The organism is Arthrobacter sp. Y3221048 (assembly GCF_059092685.1).
Window position 1 is genome coordinate 420,033 of the sequence record NZ_JBNHHX010000002.1, and the last position, 24,980, is coordinate 445,012.

Below are 24,980 nucleotides of genomic sequence, written 5' to 3' on the forward strand. Positions count from 1 at the left end.
GTAATCTCGCTGTAGAGCGCGGCTTCGCCGTGGCCCGGCCTGCCCGCCGGCTCCCGCGAAGCTGCCGCTGCGATGCGAGTGTGCGGGTCCTTCGGGCTGTCCGCGGCATTCCCACCCTCAACGTGAAAGGCACATCATGACCACTCAGTCGACCCAGCCCCAGTTCCGGCTGGAGCAGAAGCGGGATGTTTCCGCAGGCTTCCCCGGCCCGAAGTCCGCCGAACTGGCCGCCCGCCGCAGCGCCGTGGTTGCAGGCGGCGTCGCCTCCAGCGTTCCGGTCTACGTGGCCGACGCCGACGGGGGCATCATCACCGACGTGGACGGCAACTCGTTCATCGACCTGGGATCCGGCATCGCCGTGACCAGCGTCGGCGCCTCCGACCCCGCCGTCGTCGCCGCGGTGCAGGAGCAGGTCGCCAAGTTCACCCACACCTGCTTCATGGTCAGCCCCTACGAGGGCTACATCGCCGTCGCCGAGAAGCTGGCCGAGCTGACCCCGGGCGACCACGAGAAGCGTTCCGTGCTGTTCAACTCCGGGGCCGAAGCCGTGGAGAACGCCGTGAAGGTGGCCCGCATCGCCACCGGCCGCACCGCCGTCGTCGCTTTTGACCACGCCTACCACGGCCGCACCAACCTGACGATGGGCCTGACCGCCAAGGCAACCCCGTACAAGTCCAGCCCGGCCGGCAGCTTCGGCCCCTTCGCGCCGGAGATCTACCGGGTGCCGATGAGCTACCCGTACCGCGAGGAAACCGACATTAAGGGTGAGGACGCGGCACGCCGCGCCATCACCATGATCGAGAAGCAGATCGGCGCCGAGAACGTGGCCGCCATCCTGATCGAGCCGATCCAGGGCGAGGGCGGCTTCATTGTCCCGGCCGAGGGCTTCCTGCCCGCACTGGCCGAGTGGGCCAAGGACAAGGGCGTGGTGTTCATCGCGGACGAAGTCCAGTCCGGGTTCTCGCGCACCGGTGCCTGGTTTGCCTCGGAGCACGACGGCGTGGTGCCCGACATCATCACGATGGCCAAGGGCATTGCCGGCGGCATGCCGCTCTCCGCAATCACCGGCCGCGCCGAGCTGATGGACGCCGTGCACCCGGGCGGACTGGGTGGTACCTACGGCGGCAACCCGGTGGCCTGTGCCGCCGCGCTGGCTGCCATCGAAACCATGCAGACCCAGGACCTCAACGCCCGGGCCCGCCACATCGAAGAGCAGGTCATGGGCCGGCTGCGGCAGCTGGCCGAGGAAGTGGACATCATCGGCGAGCTGCGCGGCCGCGGCGCCATGCTGGCCATGGAGTTCGTCAAGCCGGGCACCGGCCAGACCACCAAGGAACCCAACGCCGAGGCCACCAAGGAGATCGCCGCAGCCTGCCTGCAGGAAGGCGTCATCATCCTGACCTGCGGTACCTACGGCAACGTGGTGCGCCTGCTGCCGCCGCTGGTGATCGGCGACGAACTGCTGGCCGATGCCTTGGACGTGCTGGAAGCGGCCATCCGCAAGGTGGCAGCGGCCTAGTACACGGGCACCGTCCGAACGGGCGGCTGCCGGATCCCCCGCCATCAGCGGCGGGGCCCGGCGGCCGCCCGCGGTCGTTTCAGGCCGCTGCCGCCGCCCGGTCTGGCCCCTGCTTCCAGCCTGTCGCGGCCGGCAGTCTCCGGCTAGAGTCGGAACCATCATCGCCTCATGGGGTGCGGATGTTGCCGGCAGCGTCGCATCCGCTGCTTTACGGACAGGGACAGGGGTAGTTTGCATGCGTTATGTGGTGGGTTACCAGCCGGACGAGCGGGGAGCCGATGCCGTGGCATTGGCCGTGGCAATCGCCCGGACCCAGGGGACGGGGCTGGATATCGTCTACGTGGTGGCGGACAGCGCTCCCTACGTGGCGTTGAACCCCGAAGGAAGCCGCGTCAGCGCCAGCGAGCAGGAAGTCCTCACCGCCCGTCGCGAGGCTTTGAAGCTGGTCCCGGCAGACGTCAATGCCGAATTCAAGGTGCGGTCCGCCGAGTCGTTCGCCGAAGGGCTGATCGCGGCGGGCGAAGAAGCCGGCGCCAGGTTGATTGTCATCGGCGCCAGCAGCAACAGCCTGTTCAAGCGCTTCACGGTGGGCAGCGTGGCCAATGCCCTCCTGCACGCCTCGCCGATTCCGGTGGCGTTGGCGCCCCGCGGCTACCAGCGGACAGAGCCGCTGACCCGGTTGACCGCATTCATCGGGGAGCGGCAGGGCGCGCAGGCGGCTCGAGATGTTGCCCTGAACGCGGCCTCGCGCCGCGGCCTGCAGCTGCGCCTGGTTTCCCTGGTCTCCCTGGATACCCGTGAAGACTCGGACAGCGGCGAGGCCATCCACAGCGCCCACCTGCACGCGAACTCCGTGCTGGCCCAAGCCGCCACCGAACTGCCGGCCGGGAACGCCACGGTGACCGTGGCCCATGGGCGCAACATCGAAGAGGCCATCGATTCCCTGGACTGGGACGAGGGCGAACTGGTGGTCATGGGATCCAGCCGGCTGGCCCAGCACAACCGCCTGTTCCTTGGCGCCACGGCGTACAAGGTCCTGCGCTCGCTGCCGGTACCCATGGTGGTGGTTCCGCAGGAAGTGGACGGGGTGCGCGACTAATCCGGCGAGCCGGCCGCTGACCGCGGCTGCGCACCTTCCTGGGGAGGCGGCGGGACCGTACTCACGGCAGGAACCACGTCCGTCCCGCCGTAAAAGCGGCCCTCTTGCGCCTTCACGGCGGCCACCAGCACGAAGCTGAGGCTGACCAGCGCCCACGAGCCCCATTTGCCGACGTGCACCAGCTGCCAGAACCGGTCCTGCTGTCCGGTCCAACCGTGTCTTGGCCGGTCGCCGCGATCCGGCACTGGTAACCTCCGTCACAAGCGGGTGTATGTCTCACATCATGTGTCAACTTCCCGCCGTCACGCGCTTTAGCGCCACGTCGACGAGGGGGATCCCGCATGAGTGTTGTGCGCCGCTATGTTCTGCCGGTGGTTTGGCTGGCGATTTTCGCCGTCATAGCTGCCGCGCTCTTCAAGCTTGCCTTCGTGGACGGCATGCGCGCGGAGGCGGTCACCGGGCAGCCTTCAGCCCAACTGGTCACGCCCAGCATCCCGGCGGCCATGGGCACCGTGAACAATGTGGTGCAGCTCGAGGGCTCGGTTGCCAGCGACCCGGCCGTGACCGTGCGCAGCACGGCGGAAGGCACGGTGAACTACTTGTTCGTAGGGGCCGGCGCGAACGTGGCCAAGGGAGATGCGCTCTTCCAAGTGCAGAAGCTCTTGGAGCCCGACGCCGTGCAGCAGGTCTCCCTGGAGCCGGATTCGGAGGACGAGCCGGCTCCACCGGCTGCTCCTGCGTACACCTACGTGAACGTGGTGGCCCCCGCTGCGGGCAAGCTCACCGATCTGTCCGTGCTGGTGGACCAGCAGGTCTCGGTCGGTGCCGAAGCAGCCGTTATTTCCCCGGGCACGTTTTCGGTGACGGGAACACTGACCGCTGACCAGCAGTTCCGGCTGCTCGACCGGCCCAGTTCCGCCACCGTGACGGTCACCGGCGGTCCGGCTCCCTTCGAATGCAAGGCAGTGACGGTCGGGGAAAGCCCGGCAGTCGGCGCCGCGGGCCCGGTTCAGGAGCAGCCCGGGGATCCGTTCGGTCCGGCAGCCCCGGCTGCGGCGACGGGCACTGTCAGCTGCGCCGTCCCAGCCGACGTCAAGGTTTTCGCCGGGCTGGGCGCAACGATCGACATCACCGCCGGAACCGCCCAAAACGTGATCGTGGTACCCACCACGGCGGTCCAGGGATCCGTGGACACCGGCCTGGTGTGGGTGGTGGAGGACGACGGCGGGGCGCCGGTTGAGCGCCCGGTCGCCCTGGGACTGAACGACGGGATGCAGGTGGAGATCGTAGAGGGGCTGGAAGAGGGTGACGTGGTCCTGCAGTTCATTCCCGGCGCGCCCGGGGACCAGATGATGCCCGGCATGGAAGCCGATTTCGGCATGGTGGGCGGATGAGCGCTGCGGCGACCGGGGCCCCGCTGCTGGAGTTGCGGGGAGTGACGCGGAGCGTGCACATCCCGGAGCGCGGCCCGCTGCACATCCTGCAGGGCATCGAGCTGAGCGTCAGTACCGGAGAGCATGTGTCGATAGTCGGCCGGTCCGGGTCGGGAAAGTCCACGCTGCTGAACATCCTGGGCCTGCTGGACGTGCCCAGCACCGGCGAGATGTTTTTTGAGGGGCGGGCGGTTTCTACCATGGGGGAGAAGCAGCGCGCCGTGGCCCGCGGTGCGCGCGTGGGATTCATCTTCCAGCAGTTCAACCTGTTGCCGGGCCGGACCGCACTGGAAAACGTCATGACGCCGCTGCTCTATGCCGGCGGTAGGCAATTCTGGCAGCGTGAGCGGCTGGCCACCCGAATGCTCGATCGGGTCGGCCTGGGCGACCGGCTGGGGGAGAAGCCGCACAAGCTCTCCGGCGGCGAGCAGCAGCGGATCGCCATCGCGCGGGGCGCTGGTGCGGTCGCCCAAGCTGATCCTCGCGGATGAGCCTACCGGTGCCCTGGACATAGAAACCGGGCAAAGCGTGATGGCCCTGCTGGATGAGGTGGTTCAGGAGTCGGGTGCGGCCCTGGTGACCATCACGCACGATGCGAATGTGGCGGTCTTGGCCCAGCGTCACTACCGGCTGGGCGACGGGATTCTGCACGCTTCGGAGTTTGCGGTATGACCGGCGCCGTTGCCCTCCTGGTCGAGGCATGGGCCGAGCTGCGCATCCACAAGACCCGGATCCTGCTGGCCCTGATCGGCGTGGCGCTGTCCGTCGCTGCCCTGACCACCGTCGTCGGGCTCGGCAACATGGCCAGGGAAGGCCTGGTGCAGGGGCAGGAGCAATCCGGAGGCCGCGCAGCGACGGTGACGGTTGAGGTCCACACGCCGACGGGAAGCGAGGATTCGGCGGTCCTGCAGGCCGCCTTCGAGGGGCTCGTGGAACGCTACGGCGTGGAATACGCGAGCCGCCGGGCCTTCGCCCAGGTCCCGTTCCAATTCCCCCACGGAGTCATGACCGCCGAGACCACGGTGGTGGACCGCAGCTATGGCGAGATGCGGCGGGTCAACCTGGTGACCGGCCGCTGGTTCACGGAAGCGGACGCCGCGGCGCTTGCACCGGCGGTGATCATCAACGAAGCATTCCACCGGCAGCTGGGCGAACCCGATCTGGCGCGGAATCCGGTCGTGCAGATCTTCCAGCAGCGGCCGATCGCGGCCACCGTGGTGGGAGTGATGCCGGACTTCTACCAGGGTGCCATGGCCCAGGCCATGATGCTCACCAGCCAGTACGAGCGTTGGGGCCTGGGCGGGGCGGCAGGTCCGCCTCCCGTCTTGGAAATGTGGCTCCCGGTCGAACTCGAGCCGGGCCTGAGCGCGGCGATCGCCGGCGACCTCCAGGCCCAGTTTCCCGATGCCCAGGCGCATGTGTACCGCAGCGACTATGCCGCCTGGGGCGACCCGTTCGAGGGCATCCAGTGGGCGGTGGGCGGCATCGCCGGACTCGTGCTGCTGCTCGGCGCCGTGGGACTGCTGAACATCTCGATGGTCACGGTCAGGTACCGGGTGCGGGAAATCGGCATCCGGCGCAGTTTCGGAGCGACCTCCGGCCGGATCTTCTTCGGCGTCATGCTCGAGTCGGTGGTCGCGACGTTCGTGGCCGGCGTGGTGGGGGTGATGCTCGCCGTCGCCGTGGTGAAGAGCCCGTGGGTCCAGGACCTGATCGCCCAGGGCATCAGCGAACTGCCGCCGTTCCCGGTGGAAGCGGCACTGCTTGGCATCGCCGCCGCCACGGCCGTCGGCGCGCTGGCCGGCCTGATCCCGGCCGTGGTTGCCGTGCGGGTCAAGGTCATCGACGCGATCCGCTACTAGTTTGCCGCCCTGCCTGTGAACCGGACCTGAGATGCGGTGCCGAAGTGTCAGAAGGTGCGTTAGCCTCCGGTTATGCCTCTCATAAGTCGTACTATTCAAGCGGCGAGCGGACGCGTGTCCCATAGGTGGTCCATGAAAGTTCCCGCAGACCGTCTTTGGTGGGGCCTTACAGACCCGGAGGCTTTACCTCATTGGCTAGGGACATTAACCTCTGGGCGATTCGTTAGCGGCGATGTGGTGACCGTTCAGCACGCGGAAAACTATCTCTGCACCAGCCGGATTCTGGAATGTGAACCGGAAAAACTGCTGCACATGACGTGGGACTTTCCGGACGAGCCGCCTTCAGATGTGCGGATCACTCTCACCCCGGTTGGCAGTACTACCAACTTAGTCTTGGCGCACGACGGCCTGGGGAGCGAAGCGGTCAATTACCTGCCCGGTTGGCACGCGCATCTTCTCTACTTGGAAGACTTAACCATGGGCCGGCCACGATCCATGTCCGAATTCTGGTCAACGTACGACGGGCTGGCCGACCTTTAAATCGGCCAAATTTGTTTCCTAAAAAATTGCGAGGAACCGAAATGCCGCTCCGGAGGTGATCCAAGCCGCCGCAGGCGCCTAGCGTGCCTGGGCGGCCGCGGGTTCGTCCCCGGCCTTGGGCGCCCGCTTGAGGGCAACGGCCATGTCGGTGGTCAGGATGGCCAGGGAGAACCAGACCAGGCCGAAACCGATCCAGCGTTCCAACGGCATGGGCTCGTGCAGGAAGACGAGCGCGATGATGAACTGCAGGATGGGGGCCAGATACTGCAGCATGCCGACGGTGCTCAGCGGCAGGCGGCGGGCGGCGGCGCCGAAGAACAGGAGCGGCAGCGCGGTGATTAGTCCGCTGGCCGCCATCAGCCAGAAGTGGCTGGTGCCTTCGGACAGCACCGTGGCCTGGCCGCCGGCCATCAGGATGAGCATGATGACCACCGAGACCGGGGCCAGCACCAACGTTTCCACGCTGAGGCTGGTGACGGCATCGACCCGGCCGCCAATGTTTTTCTTGACCAGGCCGTAGAACCCGAAGCTGAGCGCCAGAATCAGTGCAATCCAGGGGACGTTGCCGTACCCGAACGCGAGCACCAGCACCGCTGCGAACGCCACGCCCATCGCGGCCCACTGGGCTGGGCGGAGCCGTTCCTTAAGCAGGATGACCCCCAGCAGCACGGACACCAGCGGGTTGATGAAGTACCCCAGCGCCGCTTCGATGGCGTGTTCATTCAGCACCGCGAACGTGTAGGTGAACCAGTTGACCGCAATAAGGACCGCGGCCAGGGACAAGGTGGCAAAGGTGCGCCCGTTGCCCAGCGCGGCGCGGAAGGTGCGCCAACCGCGCAGCGCCGTGATCAGCAGGAAACAGAACAGCAGCGACCAAACAATCCGGTTGGCCACGATCTCCAGCGGCCCGGCGGGTATCAGGGCGGTGAAGTACAGGGGCAGGATGCCCCAGAGCCCGTAGGCCGCCAGGCCGTAACCCATGCCGGCCCGGGTCTCGGTGGTCCGCCGCCCCCGTGCCGGCGAGCTGACGCCGCCATCCGGGCTCCCGGCCACGCGGGCGGGGGAAGAGGGCTCCGAGGAGGCACCTCCGTCGTTCATGGACACGCTGGCGACAACCTCCGGTCGGTGGGTTCTATTCCACCCACCGTACTCCGGTGCAGCCGCGGGGTCAGAACTTCCCGCCGGCCAGCTTTCCCACCAGTTCGCTGAACTCATCGAGCGGATGCTGACGGCCACCGGAGGGATCGCGGTGGTACGTGACGGCGAGCGACTGCAGCGGCGGGACGCCCACCAGCCGGGCGCGCTCGCCGGCGGCGGCCAGGGCCTGCTGCGGACCGAATTGCGCCAGCGCCTCCGGCCCGAAGAACGAGCACGCGGGGACGCTGACGCCGGTGAAGCGGGCGGGGAAGGCCAGCCGGTCCAGCAGCATGGTGTGCCCGGCCAGCGCGGTGCGGGCGTGTGCGCGGTGCATGGCCGAACCGAAGGAGGCCAGCTCGTCGTCGCTGAGCGGATCCACCGATTCGCAGAACAGCTCCACCGACTCGTGCACACCCGTCGACGAGCGCGTCACGGTGAGCACGCCGATGGATGGCACATCCGTGCCGGGACGGGGACGGCCGACCACGACGATGTTGCTGGTCATCGGCGCGAGGCGAAAGCAGTAGCTGGTGAGTTCGGCCGCGTCCCACGGTTCGCTGACCGGTTCGTGGATACCCCACCCCACCGGCCCGGCGCCGGTCAGCTCAGTGAACAGCGCGGCGGTGAAGGCGCCGATCCGGGTGGACTCGCTGGCCGGATGCAGGATTTCGCCGCGGGCCTGGATCACGCCGTCGGATCCGGCCGGTGCCTGGAGGTAGTCCGGGGCCAACTGTTCCTCGGCGGCGAAAACGTCCCCGCTCCAGCGGTACTGCTGGCCGGTAAAGCCGTTGTAGAACGTGCCGTCCGCAGCGCTGGCCATCCAGATGCAGCCCTCGCGCTGCAGCAGCTGGTACAGCGGCAGCGTCAAGTTGCTGGTGCTGGGCGTCATCACCACGAACTGACGCTCCGATGCGCGGGCGGCCACATAGGCGCGGGTGAGGGCGGGGGAGAGGAACGCCAGCGGCTTGTCCTGGAAGACGACGGCGGTCCGCCCGGTGTGGAAATCGAAGGCGGAAGCGTGCATGTCCATCCCTATTCACCGTACCCGGGCAGTTGGTGGGCGACGACGGCGCCGCGGCACCGCACGGCGATGTTTTGCGCCACCCGGTAGCCGAGCGAGTCGCCGTCTAGGATGCCGTTGCGGATGGTGATCTCCTGCCACCACAGGTCCTGGTGCTCCGGCTCGGCGAAGTCCGGGTCGTCGGAGAAGATCGACGGGATCGGGGTGCCCTCGATGGCGTTCACGGTGGCGCCGGCGAGCAGCCGGGACACCTCGCCGGGGACCCGGACCAGTCGCGGCAGTTCGACGGCCAGCATGGTGGTGCCGTTGCCGTCTTCCACTTCCAGCAGGGCGTTGCCGGCAGTCTGGCGGACGTACTCCTGCGGCACCACGGCCAGCAGCGAAACCATGACCACGTCCTGGTCCGGTTCATCCAGCGCGACGACGGTGACGGTGTTAGACATTGGCGGTTGCCTCCATCGGGGTCCACAGGGTCTGCACGGTCTGCACCGGGCCGCCGGAGCGGACCAGCAGGCCGCGGCCGGGCGGCAACCGGCGGGCGCGCACGTTGTTGAGCAGGCCGCCTTCGGAGCGGTCGCCGGAGAGGATCAGCCCGGTGCTGCCGGAGTCCCGCAGCGCGGCGAAGAACTGTTCGTACATGCCGCGGCCGGCCCCGCGTACCCGTCGGGTGAGGATCACGTTCAGCTGCAGCTCCGGGCCCATCGGCAGGTACTCGATCAGCGAGCGGAGCGGGCCGGCGCCGCCGGCCGTGAGGATGTCGTAGTCATCGGCCAGCAGCACTATCCGCGGGATGCTGTCCGCCTCGCCGATGCTGTCCTGCATCGCGTCGCCGCCGGCGGCTCGCTTGGACAGCTCCGAGGCGATGGCGTTGGCCAGCGGCTCGGCCTGGGCGGCGCTCGGCGCGTAGCCGCCCAGGTAGGCATCCGGGACCACGTTGGCCAGCGCCCGGCGGGGGTCGAAGACGGCGAAGACCAGGTCCCGGGACGGGTACTGCGCCACCAGCGAGGCCACCAGGGAACGGACCAGGTTGGTCTTGCCGGACTGTTCGTCGCCCATCACGATCAGATGGTGCTCGCCGCGGACGACGTCCAGCATTTCGGGGCCCAGATCGGTCTCGCGCAGGCCGAGCGGCAGCAGGCCCTGGAGCGCCGGGACCTCGAGCTGGGCGGCCTCCACCACCTGCGGCAGGATGCGCACCTGCATGGCGCGGGCATCGGTGGAGGCGGCGACGGCGGCCACCATGTCCCAGGTGCCCTGCGTGGCCGTGTCCGCGTCGGCCACGCCGTCGATGCGGGGGAGCGCAAAGTGGCCGAAAAGCTTGGCGTCGGTCAGCGCGCGGCCCGGGCGGTCGGCCGGCATGGTCTCGGCCAGCTTGCGGCCGTAGGAGGAATCTGCCGGATCGGCCAAGCGCAGCTCGATCTTGGTGCCGAAGAAGGACTGCTGGGCCAGCCGGATCTCATTCTGCCGGTTGGCGGTGGTGACCACGTGGATGCCATAGCCGCCGCCGCGGGCGATCAGCGCATGCACGGCCGGCTCGATGTCCTCGAATTCATCGGTCAGCAGGCCGTAGCCGTCCAGGACCAGCACGACGTCGGCGCTGGGCAGTTCGGGAATCTTGCCCTGGGCGCACAACCTGCGCAAGGTGGCCAGCGAGTCCACCTGGTACTTTTCGAAGACGATCTCACGTTCGCCCAGCATAGCCAGCAGTTCTTCGACCGTGCGGCGGACCACTTCTCGGTTGGTCCGCACGGCCACACCGCCCACATGCGGCAGGCCCTCCAGCGGGATCAGCGAGTTCCCCAGCAGGTCCACGCAGTAGATGCCCACTTCCTGCGGGCTGTGGGTCAGGGCCAGCGAGGCCGCGATGGTGCGTAGCGCGGTGCTCTTGCCCGACTGCGGTCCGCCGATGATGGCCACGTTGCCGCCCGCCGACTTCAGGTCCAGTTCCCAGACACCCTGCCACTGTTTGGCCGGGTCATCCAGCAGGCCGATCGGGACCTTCAGCCCGCCGCCGGAGGCGAGCCGGATGCCCTGGCTGGTCGTGGTCACCGAACCGGCGGCGGTGTCCAATGCCAGCGCCGCCGGCAGCGGCGGCAGCCAGATGGGATCCAACGCGCGCGGGAACCTGGCCAGGGTGGCCATCAGCGCGGACAAGACGGTCGGGCCGGTGGTGCGCTTGGACGCCCCGGTGCGGGCAGGCTTGGCGGCGGCCGTGCCGGCGTCGTCCGCCCGCTCCAGGCTGGCCGCATAGGTGGGCATCGGCAGCACCCGGGGGCCGTCGTCGCCGGCGGTTTCGTCCGCCTCCCGGGCCTGGACATCCTCCAGCGGGCCCGACACGTAGCCGGCCTTGAACCGGGTGTAGACGGTGGTATCCACCTTCAGGTAGCCGTACCCGGGGACCGGCGGCAGGTGGAAGGCGTCCGGCGTGTCCAGCACGGTGCGGGACTCCGATTCGGAGAGCGTGCGCAGGCCGATCCGGTAGGACAGGTAGGTCTCCAGTCCGCGCAGCTTGCCGGACTCGATCCGCTGACTGCTCAACAGCAGGTGCACGCCGATGGACCGGCCAATCCGGCCGATGGAGAGGAACAGGTCGATGAAGTCCGGCCGGGCGGTGAGCAGTTCGCCGAACTCGTCGATGATCACCACCAGATGCGGCAGCGGCTCCATGGCCTCGCCGCGGGCCAGCCGTTCCTGCCGATGCAGCTGGTAGTCGGTGATGTTGGCGATGTTGCCGGCGGCCTTGAGCACTTCCTGCCGGCGGACCACTTCGCCGTTGAGGCTGGCATAGATGCGTTCAATCAGGCTCGCGTCGTCGGCCAGGTTGGTGATCACGCCGGAGACCTGCGGCGCGTCGGCGAAGGGAGCGAACGTGGCGCCGCCCTTGAAGTCCACCAGCACCATGGACAGCAATTCCGGCGGATGGGTGGCCAGCAGGCCCAGCACCAGCGACCGCAGCATTTCCGACTTGCCCGAGCCGGTGGCGCCGACGCAGAGCCCGTGCGGGCCCATGCCGAACTGTGCCGATTCCTTCAGATCCAGCAGTGCGGGCCGGCCGCGGTCGTCGGGGCCCAGCGGGATCCGCAGGAAGTCCACTTCGCTGCGCGGCTTCCAGAGCCGCCTGATGTCCGCCTCGTCCAGTGCCGGGCTCAGGCCGAGCATGTCCAGGAAGCTGTCGGAACTGGCGGCGGTGTTGTGTTCCAGCGAGTCCGCCGAGAGCCGCATCGGCGCCAGTTCCCGGGCCAGCGCCTCGGCGGTCGCCACGGCCAGGGGGTCCAGGGTTCCCTGTTCTAGGACCGGCTCGACCGGATCCTCGCGGTAGTTCTGGATCATGAATCCCGAGTCCGACGGCGGGGCACCGGCTTCCGGGGCGGCGGCGCCTGCCGCGCGGCCCGCCCGGGGGAGGGCCGCCCGCGCACCGGACGGAGCGGCGTTCGCGGCCGCACCGTCCTGGGTGACGCGAACGCTGACTTCGCCGGGCTCCTGGCCGCGGTCGGCCACCAGGTACACCACGGTGATCCCCAGGTGGGCCAGTCCGGCGTGCCGGTCCGGCAGCACGAGTTCTTCGGGCAGTCCGCCGTAGCAGTCGGCGAGCACCAGCAGGCGCGGCAGGTGCTGGCTGGCGCCCCTGAGGTTTTTGGAGGACTCGGCCGCCACCACCGCGCGGCGGTTCAGCTCGTCGGCCACCACGGCCCCGAGTTCGTCCAGGGAACGGGCCATCCGGCGGACCGGGCCGGTGGCGTGGGCCTGTTTCTGGTCTGCCAGGTGCGGCAGCCACAGGGCCCAGTCCCAGTCGCCCAGCCGGTCTTCGCCGGCCGCGATGCCCACATGCAGGTCTTCGGGCGAGTGAAAGGCGCAGGCCTCGGCGAGCAGGTTGCGGGCGGCATTGAGCACGAATCCGCGGGAGCCGATGATGCTGACGTTGCCGGCCGAGTCCAGCGGCAGGGTCAGCGGCAAATCCGGCGACCTCTCATACCGACGCTGCAGGATCCGGACCTCGTTGTCCATGAAGGTGTCGCGCTGGGCCGTGGCCGGGCCCTGCTCGGTGATGGCGATCTGCCGGCTGATCCGTTCCCCGGAGCCGATCCGCACGTGCAGGAAGTCCTCGTTGCCGCGGCGCCGCTCCCACAGCCGCTCGGTGTTGCGGACGATGTCGAAGAGGGCGGTGGGTTCCGGGTTGCTGGTGCGCGCCGTGGTGATGGTGCGCTGCTCGTCGGCGCGCAGCGTGGCCCGGGACTCCTCCAGGTATTCCAGGTAGCGGTCGCGTTCCTCGGCCCGGGTGCGGGCCGCACGGCCGCGCTGGCCCAACATCATGACGATGGACGCGACGACGGTCACGATCATCGCGATGGCGCCAACGGCGGCCAGGCTGTTGCCGCGGAAGAGCATCATCACGGTCATGGACAATCCGGCGCCCAGCAGCGGGATCAGCGCCATGGCGTTCATCCTGCCGGACTTCTCGCCCATCGGCGGCGGGGCCTCCAGGCTGAAGGGAGCGGCCTCACGGGCCGGGGCGGTGGTCCGGGCCGGCCGGTGGAAGATCTTCACGCTCATCGGCCGGTGTGCTCCATCGCCAAGGCCAGCGCCGTGGCGGCGAGCTCCGCCGCCTGCAGCCGGGCCGCACGGGACATCAGGCCGGGGTCGATCTCCACCCCGCTGGCCAGGTGCCGGTCGTACCCCAGGGGCAGCACGGGGATCCCGTCCCGGGCCAGCAGCTTGGCTTCGGCCATCGGATCCAGCGGGGCATCGGCATCGGTCTGCGTCAGCACGGCCAGCAGGCCGGTTCCGGCCAGCTCCGGGGTGGCGGCCCACGCGGCCGCCGTCCGGCGTACGCCCTGGACGCCGGCCACCGAGGCGGGGGCCACCAGCACGGCCACCTGCGCGGCGCCGATGGCCCAGTTGGTGTCCGGGTTCTCGCCCGGGCCGGTGGCGCAGTCGTAGACCGCCACCGGGCAGTACCGGGAGATGTTCTGGCCTGCCGCGGAGAGCGCGGTGTTCCCGGCATGCCCGCCGAGGGCACGTGCTCCGGCCACCCAGAGGTTGGGCCCGGCGGCGGCCAGCCGCCGGCGCAGGTCGTCGGCACCCGCGGCGGGGGAGTATTGCAGGACCGAGGCGGCGTCGTCGATCGCCGGCGCGTCCGGCACCCCGAGGCGCAGCGCCAGGGTGCCGCCGGCGGGTGCCAGGTCCACGGCAGCAATCGTGTCCTGCCGGGCCGCCGCGTACAGCGATGCCAGCAGCGCCGCCGTCGTGGTCTTCCCGGCCCCGCCCCGGCTGCCGATCACCGCGATCCGGCGCCCCGTGCTGACGGCGGCCTGCGCGCCGGCCGTAGCGGCGACCAGCCGCTGCGGGTAGTCGTCGGAGGAGACCAGGCCCTTCGCCGCGCGGAAGGTGCGGACCAGCCAGGGCTCGCCGCGCCGGCTGCGCAGGTGGCGGCGGCGCTGTTCGGCGTCGGACTCGAACGGACCCGGCCCGGCGGGTCCGGCGGACGGAGCCGGCGTGCTCCACGGATCGGCCACCTGCGTCCGGGCGGAGCGGCCTGCACCGGATGGGGCGGCCGGGGTCATGGAACTTTGAGGGGGCGGGCCCGCTGGGACGTGGCCGGTGGCGGTATTCTCCCGGGCGATCAGGTCACGGCGCGAAATCGGTTCCATGGAGTCGGTTCCAACCTGTCTCAGTCGAAGGTGGTCAGCAGCGAGGCGAAGACGCCGAACAGGCCGATGACCAGCGGGACAGCGGCCAGGATGGCCAGCGTCTCCAGTCGGTTGGCCAGCAGGCGCAGTTTCGCCGCGGAATGGTCGGCGAGCGTGGCGGTCAGCGAGATCACGACGGCGATGGCCAGCACCAGCAGGCCGGTTGCCACGAACCAGCCGTGCCCGGGAGCGAAGGCCAGCACCGAACGCGCCAGGGCGAGCGTGCCGACGGCGGCCGCCAGGTACAGCGCGATCCGATCGGTGGCCAGCGGAAAGGCACGCGCGCGCAGCCCGGTGGCCAGGGCCAGGCAGCCGACCAGCGGCATCGTCCAGACCTGCGACGCGGTGTCCGTGCCCAGGATCCACAATCCGGCGGCCACGGAGAGCGCCGCCAGCGCGGTGCCGAAGCTGAGCCCGCGGTGCGCCGAGCCGATGGCCACGTGGACGTCGGTGCGTCCGATGCGGCCGCCCTTGGCCCGCCGGTCGTCCAGCGTGGCCAGCCCGGACGTGGAGAGGGCGATCTGCGGCAGCAGGCCAAGGGTCGCGCAGCTGAGCAGCGCGGCGACGGCGGCAGCCCGCACCGGGTCGCTGAAGAGAGCCAGCGAGGCGGCCCAGAAAACGGTGAGCAGGGCCAGCAGGCCCGCGGCCGACATCAGCGCGCGCGGACGCTGCGAGATCAGGCCCGCACAGACCAGTGCCACGGCGCTCGCCGCGGCGGCCAGCAGCACGTGCGTCCCGGGATCGGCCGGCAGGCGCAGCACGCCGCCCACGGCCAGCAGCCAACCGGTGCCAACCAGCAACGGGCCCAGTACCGTGGCGGTCGCCCGGCCCAGGTAGATGCCGGCGCCCAGCAGCACCGCGGCCAGCGCGAAGAAGACAGCGGCGGCCATGGCGGTGGCGGTGCCGTCGAGCAGCAGATGCACGCCCAGATAGAGTCCGACGGCGGCGAAGACGGCCCCCGTCCCGCGGCGGACCCGCTCGGTCCAGCGGCCGCCGATGTCCTCGGTCTGTTCCACCACGGCGTCGGTAATGTCGTACACCACCGGTGCGGGCGGGGCCTCGGACACATTCACCAGCCGGAGCATGGCGCCGTCGGCGATGCCCGCGTCCGTCAGCGACGCGTCCTCGCGGACCGGATCGCCGGCGGGGGTGATCAGCGTCTTGACGGCGACGGCGGCGGCCGGCTGGTCATCGAGCAGCTCCAGGACCTGGGGCAGCAACAGGCCGACCGGCGTCCGCGACGGGAGCAGGACGTCCACATGGCGCTGCGATCCGGCCACGGTGACGCGGGTAAAGGTTTCGGCCATGCTCAAGCGGCTCCTCGGTGGGGGACGGGCGGCAGGCGGACGCCGCCGTCGTCCGCTGGATCGCCACTGAGGTGGAGGACGACGGCGGACTGCGCCCGCTGCTGCCGTTCCTGCCGCAGGTCTTCCAGCAAATTGGTCACGAATGAATAGCCCACGCAGACGGCGGCAATGACCGCCGCCATGGCGATGCTGAAGAAGAAGGTGCGCACGCTGGACTTCCAGCGCCGCTGCAGCGGGTTCGCGCCGTACAGCAGCGCCGTGGTCAGCCGGGCACGCCGGACAGCCACGGACTCAATGAGCTGGTTGTCGTAGTCCTGGGCCACGTCTCTCCTCCCAAGCGGTGCGTCGCCTACCGAGCTTATCGCTCCAAGTGATGGATTAATTCCTGCGTGTCCCGCGCAGGATGGGGAGATGTACCCATTAACTTTGATTGACGCAATGCGGGCCGGCGCGTTCTATGGTAAAGGCGGGGAACCGCTCGAGGACAACCGGCCGGGCGGCAACCCGGCGCACCGCGGACGCAGCAGGCGTCCGCCGGCGCAAGCGGCAGCTACAGCCCCGTGACGGGGCACGGAGGTGGAGCAATGAGCGGCAACCAGTTCATCAAGATGGAAAAGAGCGCGTTTGTCGACGCCGGGAAGGCCAGCGCGGCGGCCGATACCGAACTCCAGGCACTGATGAAGGAACTTGAGGCAGTCCCCGAGCCCATGCGCGGCAACACCGCCGGCGACTTCTGGGAGAAGTTCAAGGGCATCATGGGCCGGGCCAACATGGTGGCGTCCGGGCTGCAGAAATCCCTGGTCTCCATTCAGCAGGGCCAGTCCGAGGTTAACACCACCATGCAGCTGGGCGAGCAGCAGCAGGCCGACGACGCCGATGCCACCGAGGGCAAGGCGGCCTGGGACGACGCCGTCTTCCGCAACCGCGGCTAGCCTGTCGCAGGCACGGGCACGGGCACGGGCACGGGCACGGGCACAGGGCCGAGACGGCCCAACGGCACTCACCTAAAGCGGCCCTGGCCCTAAAGCGACCCTAGAGCGGCAGACACCTTAGAGCGGCACTGACTCACAGACGATTTTTCCGGCCGAGGCCGGGCATGAGGGAGGAAACATCACATGGCAGACCAGAATTCATACGCCTTCTCCGACGGCGGCGCATCGCAGGCCCAGGACAACCTGGACCGGGTGAAGAAGAAGCTCAACGCGCTGGTGGAGACCCGCAAGAAGGACGCCGCGGACCTGCAGGCCAAGTTCCAGGCCACGGACATCGCGGAGCAGTACGACCGCGTGGAGCAGGCATGGGCAGACGCCGGCTTCGCGTTTGCGGGCATCATGGCGGACGTCCACAAGCTGCTGGAGGACGCCAAGAGCACCGCCGGCAACACCATCAAGACGGCCGGCGGGAAGATCGCCAACATCTAGGCCGCCAACACCCGGCACGGAAGGCAAACAGCAGTGGCACTCGACGGCTGGGACATCGAACCCACCAAAGTCCAAACAATCGTCACCACCGCCAGCGGGCGGGCCGACAGCTTTGAGAGGGATTTCCCGGCCTTGGGTACCGCGGTCGGCGACATCATCGCTGCCGCCAAGTCCGGCCCGGTGATGGATGCGCTCAACGGGTGGGCGGAGAAGACCGTCCAACCCGGACTGAACAGTGTTGCCGGACGGCTGCAGACCACCTTCCAGGGCACTATGGACGCGGTGAACTCCTACGTCATGGGGGACGCGCAGATGGCCGGAGACGCCCAAAACCTGATCGGGACCCTGCCCGTGAAGGAGGACACGTCGCGTCCGCACCGACCGCACGGACCAACTCCGTTGGCGCTCTGACCAACCGGTCCCGCCATTTTCACAAACATCTTGTCTCACGCACCGAATAAGGGGAATCAATGACGGCCTGGGATCCCTATGCCGAGGAATACCCGCAGCGTCCCGACGCGGAGCTGCTGCGCACCCATGCCAAGGCGCTGGATGACAAGGCCGAAGACATTGACGACGCCGTCGAACTGATCGAGAGCGACTGGAGCGGGCTGGAAGCGGTCTACAAGTCGCCGGAAGCCCCGCAGGTCTACGCCGCGGTGCAACCGGTCAAGACCACCACCGAGGACATCAAGTCCGACACCGCGGCCATCAAGGCGGCCATCGAGGCGTTCGCCGACTGGGCGGACACCTTCAAGTCGCGCTACGACGCGCTGGTGGCCCGCTGGCACGGCGTGCGGGCCCGGATCGCGGACGAGGGCAGCGACTGGCGCAAGGACGAGGACCTGGTCAACGACGACAACCGGATCCTCAGGGACGCCAACGCGTTGGCGGCCGAGCACATGGCAGCCGAGCGCGCCTGCGCCAACGCGATTGCTGCGCTCTACGGCGGTATCACGCTGGTCGAAACCACGCAGGACGGCCCCGGCACGGGCGAGCAGGCGTACGGCTACTCGGCAGAACAGCTTGATTCGGCGACCGGCGAGGGCCACATTCCCTGGGGCAAGCCGACCGAGTGGGACAAGCCCTGGTACGCGGACGTCTGGGACGGCATGGTGTCCTTCGGCAAGGGCGTCTGGAGCGGCATCACCGGCACGGTGACCGGCCTGTGGAACATGGTCAACTTCACCGACGGCGAGACCTTCGCCGCCACCTGGAAGGGCATCGGCCAGATCGCCCTGAACGTAGCCATCGTCTCCAGCCCGATCACCGCCGCCGTCGCCGAATCGATCGGCGGCCCGGGAACGGTCAAGAAGGCGGGCGAGGAACTGCTGGCCGTCGGCAAGGCAGCCATCCACTGGGACGACTGGCAGCGCGACCCGGCCTATGCCGCCGGCGCGACGGCGTTCGATCTGTCGGCCATCCTCCTGACCGCCGGCGGCGGCGCCGTGGCCAAGGCCGGCGGCGTGGCCAACAAGATCACCGCGGTGAGCCGCGCCGGCGGGGCAGCGTCCAAGGTGCTGGACTTCTCCGGCCTGTCCAAGACCGCGGGCCTGACCACCCGGGCCATCGACTTCTCCACCAACTTCAAATTCACGGCCATCGACGTCACGACCACCGGCTTTAAGACGGTCACCGGCACGGTCCGCCCCTACGTCAGCACCGCCGGCCACTTTTTCACCGACGGGCTGCGCAACGCCTCCTCCGGCCTGCGCGCCGGCGCGGACAACTTCACGACGTCGGTGCGGACCGGCGCGGACAACCTGGCCAATGCGCTGGGCGGCCCGCGCCTGGCCACCGCCGGCGGTGGCTACACCAGTGTCCACCGGTTCGACGTGGACATGCCGTCCGGCCGGAACACCAGCACCATCATGAACTTCGACGCGGACGGGCCCAAGCCGTCGTCGGGCAAGAGCGGCTACACAGTACCGGAACGATCCGGCCCGCCGCAGTATGGCCAGCGGGTCGAGACGCCGGAGACCAACCCGGCGCCGGCACGCACTCCCGACGCCGAGGCGCCCCGCAATACTCCGGACGCCGAGGCGCCCCGCAAAGCACCGGAGGCCGAGGCGTCCCGCAATGCTCCGGATGCCGAGGCGCCCCGCAGTGCTCCGGATGCCGAGGCGCCCCGCAGTGCTCCGGATGCCGATGCTCCGGGCTCCAAGGCTCCGGAACCCGATCCCACCACGTCCAAGGCGCCCGCTACGGGGTCCGGCGACGGTGTCAACGGCTATGACGTGAACGGACAGCGCGTCGACGACAACTTCCGCCATCCGCAGGAACCGCAGCACGGCACTGCTGTACCCGACGCGATCCAGAATCCGGAGGCACACGCCAGATACGGCCAGCACCGGGCCGAAGACCTCTACCAGGACGTCGAGATGCCGGACTGGGCGGACCTGCCCAAGGACCAGGACGGCCGCCTGGACATCAACAGCGACCTCGACGCCATCGTCGACCGCTCCCAGCCCGCCTACGGCACTGATGAGCTCGGAAACCCCTTGGAGAGAGCCGAGTACGCGAACCGGTACAGCCTGTTGGACGAGTTCAGTCCTGACGAGTACCGGGCGGCCTATCCGGACAACGCCGGAGCGGCCGAGGGAACCATCCGGACGTACTCGTCTTACGACGACCTGCAGGCAGACTTCGGACAGGTCAAGTTGGACCGGATCGGTCCCAACGGCGGAGACTACCTGGCCATCGAGGGAACCCCGTGGCACATGCGCGGCCTGCCGGTCGATACCCTCGGCAAGCCGCTGCACCACTTCGAACTTGATCGGTTGCCCGAGGGCGTCAAGATCGAGGTCTCCGAAATCGCCCCGGCTTTCGGGCGCCCGGGCGGCGGAACCCAACTGCGGTTCCTCGACACCACCCAGGGTCCGGAACCCAAAGCCATCGGCGTCGACGAACTTATCCGCAGGGAAGGCCTCCGCGAGACCGGACCCCGCCAGTTCGACCCGCCGTGGGCGCGCAACGCCGACGACCCTGTGGACCTGCTGGCCGAGCACGAACTTGACTTGTCTGCAGGGAAGTCCGTCATTGACGCCGTCGAAGAGCGGGGCATCACGTTGGAACGCACCACCGCCTACGAGGTGCACGGCCGCGGCAAGTTCTACACGAACTCCGCCGGCCATATCCAGCAGATCGAGGCTCCCAGCGGATCCAAGGGCAACTGGAATCCCGAGTTGAACAACCCGAGGCCCAACATCAGGTACCACATCGACGGCAACATCGTGGTCCACACCGACGGGTTCGGGCGGCCCACGGCACTGCACGTCCACGACATGGAGTACTTCCCCAAGGAGCAGGCCGACGGCGGCTGAAGTTCATCGAAACCGCCGGCACTTGGTACGACGCAGAACTTTCGATCCGCAACCAACTTCGTAACTTGCCACCCGGGGTACCAAGGCCTCGGTCACGTGGGGGCGCCCGCCCGATCTACGATGCTGGTGAGGGAAACCGTGTTCCACATATGGTGGAACTCAAAGTAACGGTCAACGGCCAAACCCGGCGCTTCGACTTCGAAAACTAAGGAATGAACTCCCCGTGACATCACAGCTGCTCTCCGACGAGTTCTTGTCGGCCATGGCGACCGCGGCCTCTTCGCGGTTCCGGACCTATCAGGAGATCCGGCTGGAGTTCGAGATCTACGGTGCAACCGTCTCTTGGACGGAGATGGCACGTACTGCCGAAGGCGCATGGGGCAGCATCGATTTTTCCGACGCCGCACCCCTGGATCGCAGGGCGCTGAAATCGGACAAGGCCGCCAGCTACACGAAGGGCAAGGGCACCTGGTTCGCCGCTCGGCTGACCCTGGTCCCGGACGAAGAACCGCGGTTCGAACGGTTCGACACGGAGCCGTTGCAACCGACCCCGGGCGCCCTCCAAATGCCGGTATCGCCCGCTGCGGTCCAGGCCGAGCTGGCCTTGTTCCCGCGCGAGCAGGAATGGATTCCCGGATGGATGCGCGACATCCTCGAAAGCAGCGGTTTGGACGTGCCGTATCTTGACCCGGCAACCGAAGAGTTAGTGCTTGGCAGTGAACGGGCTCCTTTCCAGGATCCCGCCCAGTAGCTCCCCCGCACCCTCCCGGAAGAAGGAAACACCGCATGTCCGAACAGACGCCTGCTCTGCTCCGCCAACAGCAGCTGGCAGAGATACTCGCCGGCTGGATGCTGCAGGCCGGCAACAGCGAGCCCGGATGGGACCGGATGGTGCTGGAGTTGAAGCCCGCCGCCGATGCCATGCTCATGCGCATCACCCAAGAGCGCGGCGGAAGGGCCGCGGCCAATGCCGGGGTCCTGCAGCCCGGAACCGCGCCCTTCGACGCCGCCACCGAACTGCACAGCCTCGGCGTGGGGGACAACGGTGAATCCTGGCGCTCGGCGGCCGTGAACCTCTCCGCACGCGACTGGCCCGAACCGAAATACTCACTGGACACCTACTTCAATTTCGACCAGCCCGCGCCCGATTTCGGTCTGGGGGAACCGGCCGGCCAGGCATCCGCATCAGAAGTCGAGCATGAACAACCCGGCCGGCACGGCGTGGACAACCGCCTGGTCGGCGCCGCGGTGGCCAGATTCAGCGAGAATCCGGGCAAGCCGGCGGCAGTCAATGTGTTGCGCCACCTGATTGGCAGCGACCTGTTGCTCGATGCCACCGATAACCCCGGGCGTCCCGGGATCAGCGTCGTCGAAGTCCACGGTTCGCCGTCCGTGCTCGCCTTCACCTCCCAGGAGAAACTGGCCGAGTTCCGAGCCTCCACGGGCCGTCCGGGAGCGCCCGTGTCCTGGGTTCAGCCCGGCGAAGAACTGTTGAAGTTCGTGGACAGCCACCGCGACATTGCCTACCTCTACATCAATCCTGCGGGCCCGACCTGCGCCCTCGGACGCGAGGAGATCGGCTTCGCCGTCGGGAGCCTGGCCAATGTCGGCCTGAAGCGGGCAGTCGCGGGACAGGGCGGCACCAACGCCGTCGCGGAACAGCTTAAGCGGCCCGGCGCCGTCGTGTTGGCGGCCGATCGTGCCGATGAGGGCGGATCGGACGGCGGCCCGATCCTGCTCAAGGGGCAGGACGGCGGGCCGATTCTTCCCGTGTTCTCAACCGGGCCGGAAGTCGCCGCCTTCAAGCCGTCGGCGCGGTTCAGGGAAGTGCCGGCAACCTGGGCCATCGACATGCTGCGCCAGAGGCCCGAGCTGTCGATGGTAGTGGATCCCGCCGGCCCCGAAGCGCTGCTCCGCGCCTCGGACTTCTGACATGGCCGCCCACCTGGAGCAGCTGGACGACGCCCTGCTGGCCACGGCCGCGCAGTGGTTCGGGGGCGCCGGCTCCATCGAGGACGGCGCCTGGACCGTGCGGAACGGATACGGCGTCCGGATGTCCATCGCGGCCGAGGCCGACGGGTTCATCTTTCGGGACGTCATCGCGCGTTACTGGCCCGGGCGACGGGAATACGTCCGCACGACGGACCCGGAGGTCCTGCTGCGCTGCCTGCTGTTCCGGGCGGCGTTCTGGCATCGCAAACGCGGCGGCCTGCGCTTTCTGGCCCTGTCCGACGACGGGACGGATGACTCCAGCGGCTGGGCGTTGCGCACCAAGGCCCACAAGTCGCCTGCGGTGCTTGAGCGTACGGGGCCGAGCGGCACCGTCACCGCTGGCTTTCCGGTGGCACGGGATGCGCGGATCTTCACCCGGTATGCGGCACTTCCGCTGGAGTCCCTCGTGGTGTCACTCGTCGCTGCGGACGGTGCCCCGCTCTTTGGGCCGGGCAGGCCCGGCCACATGCTTTCCGAACTGCCTGGCCGGTTGGCCGGCCTGCCGCCCGAACGGATGGACAAGGCCGTACAGTACGCAGCCATAGCCGAACCGCTGGTCCGTGAAGATCAATGGGCCTTCATGAACGCGGCCGGAGAGCGCACGACCGTCAGCGCGACCGCCGACGGGTACATCCTGGACTTTGAAATGCCGCATGACAACGCGGACCGGAAGAGGTCCTACGTGCGCACCGACGACCCTGACATACTCACCCGCTGCCTGTTGTTCCTCAGCGGCCGGGCGAACCGGTTCCTGGAAGCAGCGGACGCCGGGGACGGATTCCTGCCCTACACCGACCGATACGGTTGCCGGGTCGAGGATCCTGACCAGGCCTACCCTGTCACCCTCACCGGGACCAGTGAGCAAGGGGAGTTTCGGGCCTTCTTCCCGACCGGCACCGGGGCGCGCCATCTGACCTATTACTCCGGGGCGCCGTTCGCTGAGCTGCTGGCGTCGATCGAGTCGGACGACGGCTCGCCGCTGTTCGGTCCGGCCCGGCTGGAAACCGCCGGCGGCGGGAGCCAGTGAGATACGCGGCACACTGTTAGGAGGGAAACGGGCGGGCATTTAGAATAGGAAACTGTGCGCTTATTGCGCAGGAGGATTCCCGAAGAAGAAGGACTGCCAGTGTCTAACCCTGCCGAGGCCATCACCCAGCGTCCCCTGAGGGTGGCTATTGTCGGCGCCGGACCAGCCGGCGTTTACGCCGCCGACATCCTCACCAAGGCCGAGCGGGATTTCGAGGTAAGCATCGACCTCTTCGACCGCTACCCCGCGCCCTACGGCCTGATCCGCTACGGCGTGGCCCCCGACCACCCCCGGATCAAGGGCATCGTCAACGCCCTGCACAAGGTGCTGGACCGCGGCGACATCCGCTTCCTGGGCAACGTCGACTACGGCCGGGACCTGACCCTGAGCGACTTCCGGCACTTCTACGACGCGGTGATCTTCGCCACCGGCGCCATCCAGGATGCCGCGCTGGACATCCCCGGCGTTGAGCTCGAAGGATCCTACGGCGCCGCCGACTTCGTGTCCTGGTACGACGGCCATCCGGATGTGCCCCGCGACTGGCCGCTGGAGGCCAAGGAAATCGCGGTCATCGGCAACGGCAACGTGGCCCTGGACGTGGCACGCATGCTCTCCAAGCACGCCGACGACCTGCTCAGCACCGAGATCCCGGACAACGTGTACCGCGGCCTGAAGAACTCGCCCGTCACCGACGTGCACGTCTTCGGCCGGCGCGGCCCGGCCCAGGTGAAATTCACCCCGCTGGAGCTGCGCGAGCTATCGCACTCGCGCGACGTGGACATCGTGCTCTACCCGGAGGACTTCGACTTCGACGAAGGCTCCGACGAGGCGATCCGCTCCAACAACCAGACCAAGACCATGGTCAACACCCTCACCAACTGGCTGGTGGAAGAACAGGACACCGGCGCCTCCCGCCGCCTGCACCTGCACTTCCTGCACACTCCGGTGGAGATTGTGGAAGGCACCGGCGACGGCGCCGGACACGTGGCCGCGATCAAGTTCGAGCGCAACGAACTGGACGGCACCGGCAACGTCCGCGGCACCGGCGAAATCCTGGAGTACCCCGTGCAGGCGGTCTACCGGGCCATCGGCTACTTCGGCTCCGAGCTGCCCGAGGTCGGCTACGATGCCCGCCGCGGCGTGATCCCCAACGAGGGCGGACGCGTTCTGGACGAGGACGGCAACCCGGTGCCGGGCATCTATGCCACCGGCTGGATCAAGCGCGGACCGGTGGGCCTGATCGGCCACACCAAGGGCGATGCGCTGGAGACCATCGGCTTCCTGCTCGAGGACCGGCTGGACCTGCCCGCGGCCTCCGACCCCGCCGAGGACGCCATCATCAAGCTGCTCGAGGAACGAGGCGTCGCCTACACCACGTGGGAAGGCTGGCTGAAGCTGGATGCCCATGAGCGTGAGCTCGGAGCCTCCTTCGTCCCCGAAAACAACGACGGCGATGCACCCGCCGTCGAGCGCGAGCGCGTCAAGGTGGTCCCGCGCGAAGACATGGTGAAGATCTCGCAGCCCTGATCCACGGGACCGGGTTCCCCGGCCGTCCGGGGAGCCCGCGCGACCCTGCCTGGCCCTGCCGTCGGTAACAGGCCGACGGAACGTG

The 24,980-nt window shown here is 68.6% G+C and carries 21 protein-coding genes and 1 pseudogene; 14 read left to right on the forward strand and 8 right to left on the reverse strand.

The window, feature by feature from the left end; translation table 11 throughout:
- The first annotated feature begins 136 nt into the window (after positions 1-136).
- Together gabT and AC5RVS_RS06595 are read left to right on the forward strand one after the other, a co-directional pair.
- Positions 137-1,519 carry a 4-aminobutyrate--2-oxoglutarate transaminase gene (gene gabT / locus AC5RVS_RS06590; RefSeq protein ID WP_493989458.1) on the forward strand — a complete coding sequence of 461 codons (1,383 nt, stop codon included), beginning with the start codon at positions 137-139 and terminating at the stop codon, positions 1,517-1,519.
- Positions 1,520-1,754: 235 nt separating this feature from the next.
- On the forward strand, positions 1,755-2,618 hold the full coding sequence (locus AC5RVS_RS06595; RefSeq protein ID WP_493989457.1) for a universal stress protein: 864 nt from the start codon (positions 1,755-1,757) through the stop codon (positions 2,616-2,618).
- On the opposite strand, the gene AC5RVS_RS06600 is transcribed toward AC5RVS_RS06595, so the two are convergent.
- The gene (locus AC5RVS_RS06600; RefSeq protein WP_493989456.1) at positions 2,615-2,863 is read right to left on the reverse strand and encodes a hypothetical protein; all 249 of its coding nucleotides are present in this window, start codon (positions 2,861-2,863) and stop codon (positions 2,615-2,617) included. The genes AC5RVS_RS06595 and AC5RVS_RS06600 overlap by 4 nt on opposite strands.
- A gap of 96 nt (positions 2,864-2,959) precedes the next feature.
- Here AC5RVS_RS06600 and AC5RVS_RS06605 point away from each other — a divergent pair, with 96 nt between their 5' ends.
- From AC5RVS_RS06605 to AC5RVS_RS06620, 4 genes and pseudogenes are all read left to right on the forward strand, one after another.
- The gene (locus tag AC5RVS_RS06605; protein WP_494107583.1) at positions 2,960-4,012 is read left to right on the forward strand and encodes a permuted SH3 domain-containing protein; all 1,053 of its coding nucleotides are present in this window, start codon (positions 2,960-2,962) and stop codon (positions 4,010-4,012) included.
- Positions 4,009-4,723 (forward strand): annotated as a pseudogene (locus tag AC5RVS_RS06610) (ABC transporter ATP-binding protein). The gene AC5RVS_RS06605 and the pseudogene AC5RVS_RS06610 overlap by 4 nt, the downstream one beginning before the upstream one ends.
- Positions 4,720-5,913: an ABC transporter permease gene (locus tag AC5RVS_RS06615; RefSeq protein WP_494107584.1), complete on the forward strand. Its 1,194-nt coding sequence runs from the start codon at positions 4,720-4,722 to the stop codon at positions 5,911-5,913. Before AC5RVS_RS06610 ends, AC5RVS_RS06615 begins: the two are co-directional and overlap by 4 nt.
- Before the next feature lie 132 nt (positions 5,914-6,045).
- On the forward strand, positions 6,046-6,453 hold the full coding sequence (locus AC5RVS_RS06620) for an SRPBCC domain-containing protein (protein ID WP_494107585.1): 408 nt from the start codon (positions 6,046-6,048) through the stop codon (positions 6,451-6,453).
- Positions 6,454-6,531: 78 nt separating this feature from the next.
- Here AC5RVS_RS06620 and rarD read toward each other — a convergent pair whose 3' ends face one another.
- From rarD to AC5RVS_RS06655, 7 genes are all read right to left on the reverse strand, one after another.
- Positions 6,532-7,551 (reverse strand): EamA family transporter RarD, encoded by a 1,020-nt coding sequence (rarD, locus tag AC5RVS_RS06625; RefSeq protein WP_494107872.1) that lies wholly within the window; start codon positions 7,549-7,551, stop codon positions 6,532-6,534.
- 70 nt (positions 7,552-7,621) lie between these two features.
- Positions 7,622-8,614 (reverse strand): DUF6177 family protein, encoded by a 993-nt coding sequence (locus AC5RVS_RS06630; protein WP_494107586.1) that lies wholly within the window; start codon positions 8,612-8,614, stop codon positions 7,622-7,624.
- Positions 8,615-8,622: 8 nt separating this feature from the next.
- Positions 8,623-9,054 carry a hypothetical protein gene (locus AC5RVS_RS06635; RefSeq protein WP_494107587.1) on the reverse strand — a complete coding sequence of 144 codons (432 nt, stop codon included), beginning with the start codon at positions 9,052-9,054 and terminating at the stop codon, positions 8,623-8,625.
- Entirely contained in the window at positions 9,047-13,162 is a 4,116-nt protein-coding gene (gene eccCa, locus AC5RVS_RS06640; RefSeq protein ID WP_494107588.1) for a type VII secretion protein EccCa, read from the reverse strand. Before eccCa ends, AC5RVS_RS06635 begins: the two co-directional genes overlap by 8 nt.
- Positions 13,159-14,259 (reverse strand): nucleotide-binding protein, encoded by a 1,101-nt coding sequence (locus AC5RVS_RS06645; protein ID WP_494107589.1) that lies wholly within the window; start codon positions 14,257-14,259, stop codon positions 13,159-13,161. Before AC5RVS_RS06645 ends, eccCa begins: the two co-directional genes overlap by 4 nt.
- Before the next feature lie 20 nt (positions 14,260-14,279).
- On the reverse strand, positions 14,280-15,605 hold the full coding sequence (eccD, locus tag AC5RVS_RS06650; RefSeq protein ID WP_494107590.1) for a type VII secretion integral membrane protein EccD: 1,326 nt from the start codon (positions 15,603-15,605) through the stop codon (positions 14,280-14,282).
- A 2-nt stretch (positions 15,606-15,607) separates the two neighbouring features.
- Positions 15,608-15,928, reverse strand: a complete 321-nt coding sequence (locus AC5RVS_RS06655) for a hypothetical protein (protein WP_494107591.1) — start codon at positions 15,926-15,928, stop codon at positions 15,608-15,610.
- 261 nt (positions 15,929-16,189) lie between these two features.
- Between AC5RVS_RS06655 and AC5RVS_RS06660 the strand changes: the two genes are divergently transcribed.
- From AC5RVS_RS06660 to AC5RVS_RS06695, 8 genes are all read left to right on the forward strand, one after another.
- Complete coding sequence (locus AC5RVS_RS06660; RefSeq protein ID WP_493939538.1) at positions 16,190-16,537, forward strand: hypothetical protein; 348 nt, start codon at positions 16,190-16,192, stop codon at positions 16,535-16,537.
- A 183-nt stretch (positions 16,538-16,720) separates the two neighbouring features.
- Positions 16,721-17,026, forward strand: a complete 306-nt coding sequence (locus AC5RVS_RS06665; protein ID WP_493989446.1) for a hypothetical protein — start codon at positions 16,721-16,723, stop codon at positions 17,024-17,026.
- Positions 17,027-17,059: 33 nt separating this feature from the next.
- Positions 17,060-17,437, forward strand: a complete 378-nt coding sequence (locus AC5RVS_RS06670; RefSeq protein ID WP_494107592.1) for a DUF6507 family protein — start codon at positions 17,060-17,062, stop codon at positions 17,435-17,437.
- A 59-nt stretch (positions 17,438-17,496) separates the two neighbouring features.
- Entirely contained in the window at positions 17,497-20,349 is a 2,853-nt protein-coding gene (locus tag AC5RVS_RS06675; RefSeq protein WP_494107593.1) for a TNT domain-containing protein, read from the forward strand.
- A gap of 223 nt (positions 20,350-20,572) precedes the next feature.
- Positions 20,573-21,100 (forward strand): hypothetical protein, encoded by a 528-nt coding sequence (locus AC5RVS_RS06680; RefSeq protein WP_493989443.1) that lies wholly within the window; start codon positions 20,573-20,575, stop codon positions 21,098-21,100.
- Between the two features lie 35 nt (positions 21,101-21,135).
- Positions 21,136-22,281, forward strand: coding sequence for an SseB family protein (locus tag AC5RVS_RS06685; protein ID WP_493989442.1), 1,146 nt, complete (start codon positions 21,136-21,138; stop codon positions 22,279-22,281).
- Between the two features lies 1 nt (position 22,282).
- On the forward strand, positions 22,283-23,368 hold the full coding sequence (locus tag AC5RVS_RS06690) for an Imm61 family immunity protein (protein WP_494107594.1): 1,086 nt from the start codon (positions 22,283-22,285) through the stop codon (positions 23,366-23,368).
- Positions 23,369-23,467: 99 nt separating this feature from the next.
- The gene (locus tag AC5RVS_RS06695) at positions 23,468-24,895 is read left to right on the forward strand and encodes an FAD-dependent oxidoreductase (protein ID WP_493989440.1); all 1,428 of its coding nucleotides are present in this window, start codon (positions 23,468-23,470) and stop codon (positions 24,893-24,895) included.
- Positions 24,896-24,980 lie beyond the last annotated feature (85 nt).

Excerpts from the sequence above, each read along its gene's own strand:
- AC5RVS_RS06605 (WP_494107583.1), top strand. The coding sequence starts at position 2,960 with ATGAGTGTTGTGCGCCGCTATGTTCTGCCGGTGGTTTGGCTGGCGATT.
- eccD (WP_494107590.1), bottom strand. The coding sequence starts at position 15,605 with ATGGCCGAAACCTTTACCCGCGTCACCGTGGCCGGATCGCAGCGCCAT.
- AC5RVS_RS06620 (WP_494107585.1), top strand. The coding sequence starts at position 6,046 with ATGAAAGTTCCCGCAGACCGTCTTTGGTGGGGCCTTACAGACCCGGAG.
- AC5RVS_RS06645 (WP_494107589.1), bottom strand. The coding sequence starts at position 14,259 with ATGGAACCGATTTCGCGCCGTGACCTGATCGCCCGGGAGAATACCGCC.
- AC5RVS_RS06635 (WP_494107587.1), bottom strand. The coding sequence starts at position 9,054 with ATGTCTAACACCGTCACCGTCGTCGCGCTGGATGAACCGGACCAGGAC.
- AC5RVS_RS06595 (WP_493989457.1), top strand. The coding sequence starts at position 1,755 with ATGCGTTATGTGGTGGGTTACCAGCCGGACGAGCGGGGAGCCGATGCC.
- eccCa (WP_494107588.1), bottom strand. The coding sequence starts at position 13,162 with ATGAGCGTGAAGATCTTCCACCGGCCGGCCCGGACCACCGCCCCGGCC.
- AC5RVS_RS06685 (WP_493989442.1), top strand. The coding sequence starts at position 21,136 with ATGTCCGAACAGACGCCTGCTCTGCTCCGCCAACAGCAGCTGGCAGAG.
- AC5RVS_RS06690 (WP_494107594.1), top strand. The coding sequence starts at position 22,283 with ATGGCCGCCCACCTGGAGCAGCTGGACGACGCCCTGCTGGCCACGGCC.
- gabT (WP_493989458.1), top strand. The coding sequence starts at position 137 with ATGACCACTCAGTCGACCCAGCCCCAGTTCCGGCTGGAGCAGAAGCGG.
- AC5RVS_RS06675 (WP_494107593.1), top strand. The coding sequence starts at position 17,497 with ATGACGGCCTGGGATCCCTATGCCGAGGAATACCCGCAGCGTCCCGAC.
- AC5RVS_RS06660 (WP_493939538.1), top strand. The coding sequence starts at position 16,190 with ATGAGCGGCAACCAGTTCATCAAGATGGAAAAGAGCGCGTTTGTCGAC.
- rarD (WP_494107872.1), bottom strand. The coding sequence starts at position 7,551 with ATGAACGACGGAGGTGCCTCCTCGGAGCCCTCTTCCCCCGCCCGCGTG.
- AC5RVS_RS06630 (WP_494107586.1), bottom strand. The coding sequence starts at position 8,614 with ATGCACGCTTCCGCCTTCGATTTCCACACCGGGCGGACCGCCGTCGTC.
- AC5RVS_RS06615 (WP_494107584.1), top strand. The coding sequence starts at position 4,720 with ATGACCGGCGCCGTTGCCCTCCTGGTCGAGGCATGGGCCGAGCTGCGC.
- AC5RVS_RS06665 (WP_493989446.1), top strand. The coding sequence starts at position 16,721 with ATGGCAGACCAGAATTCATACGCCTTCTCCGACGGCGGCGCATCGCAG.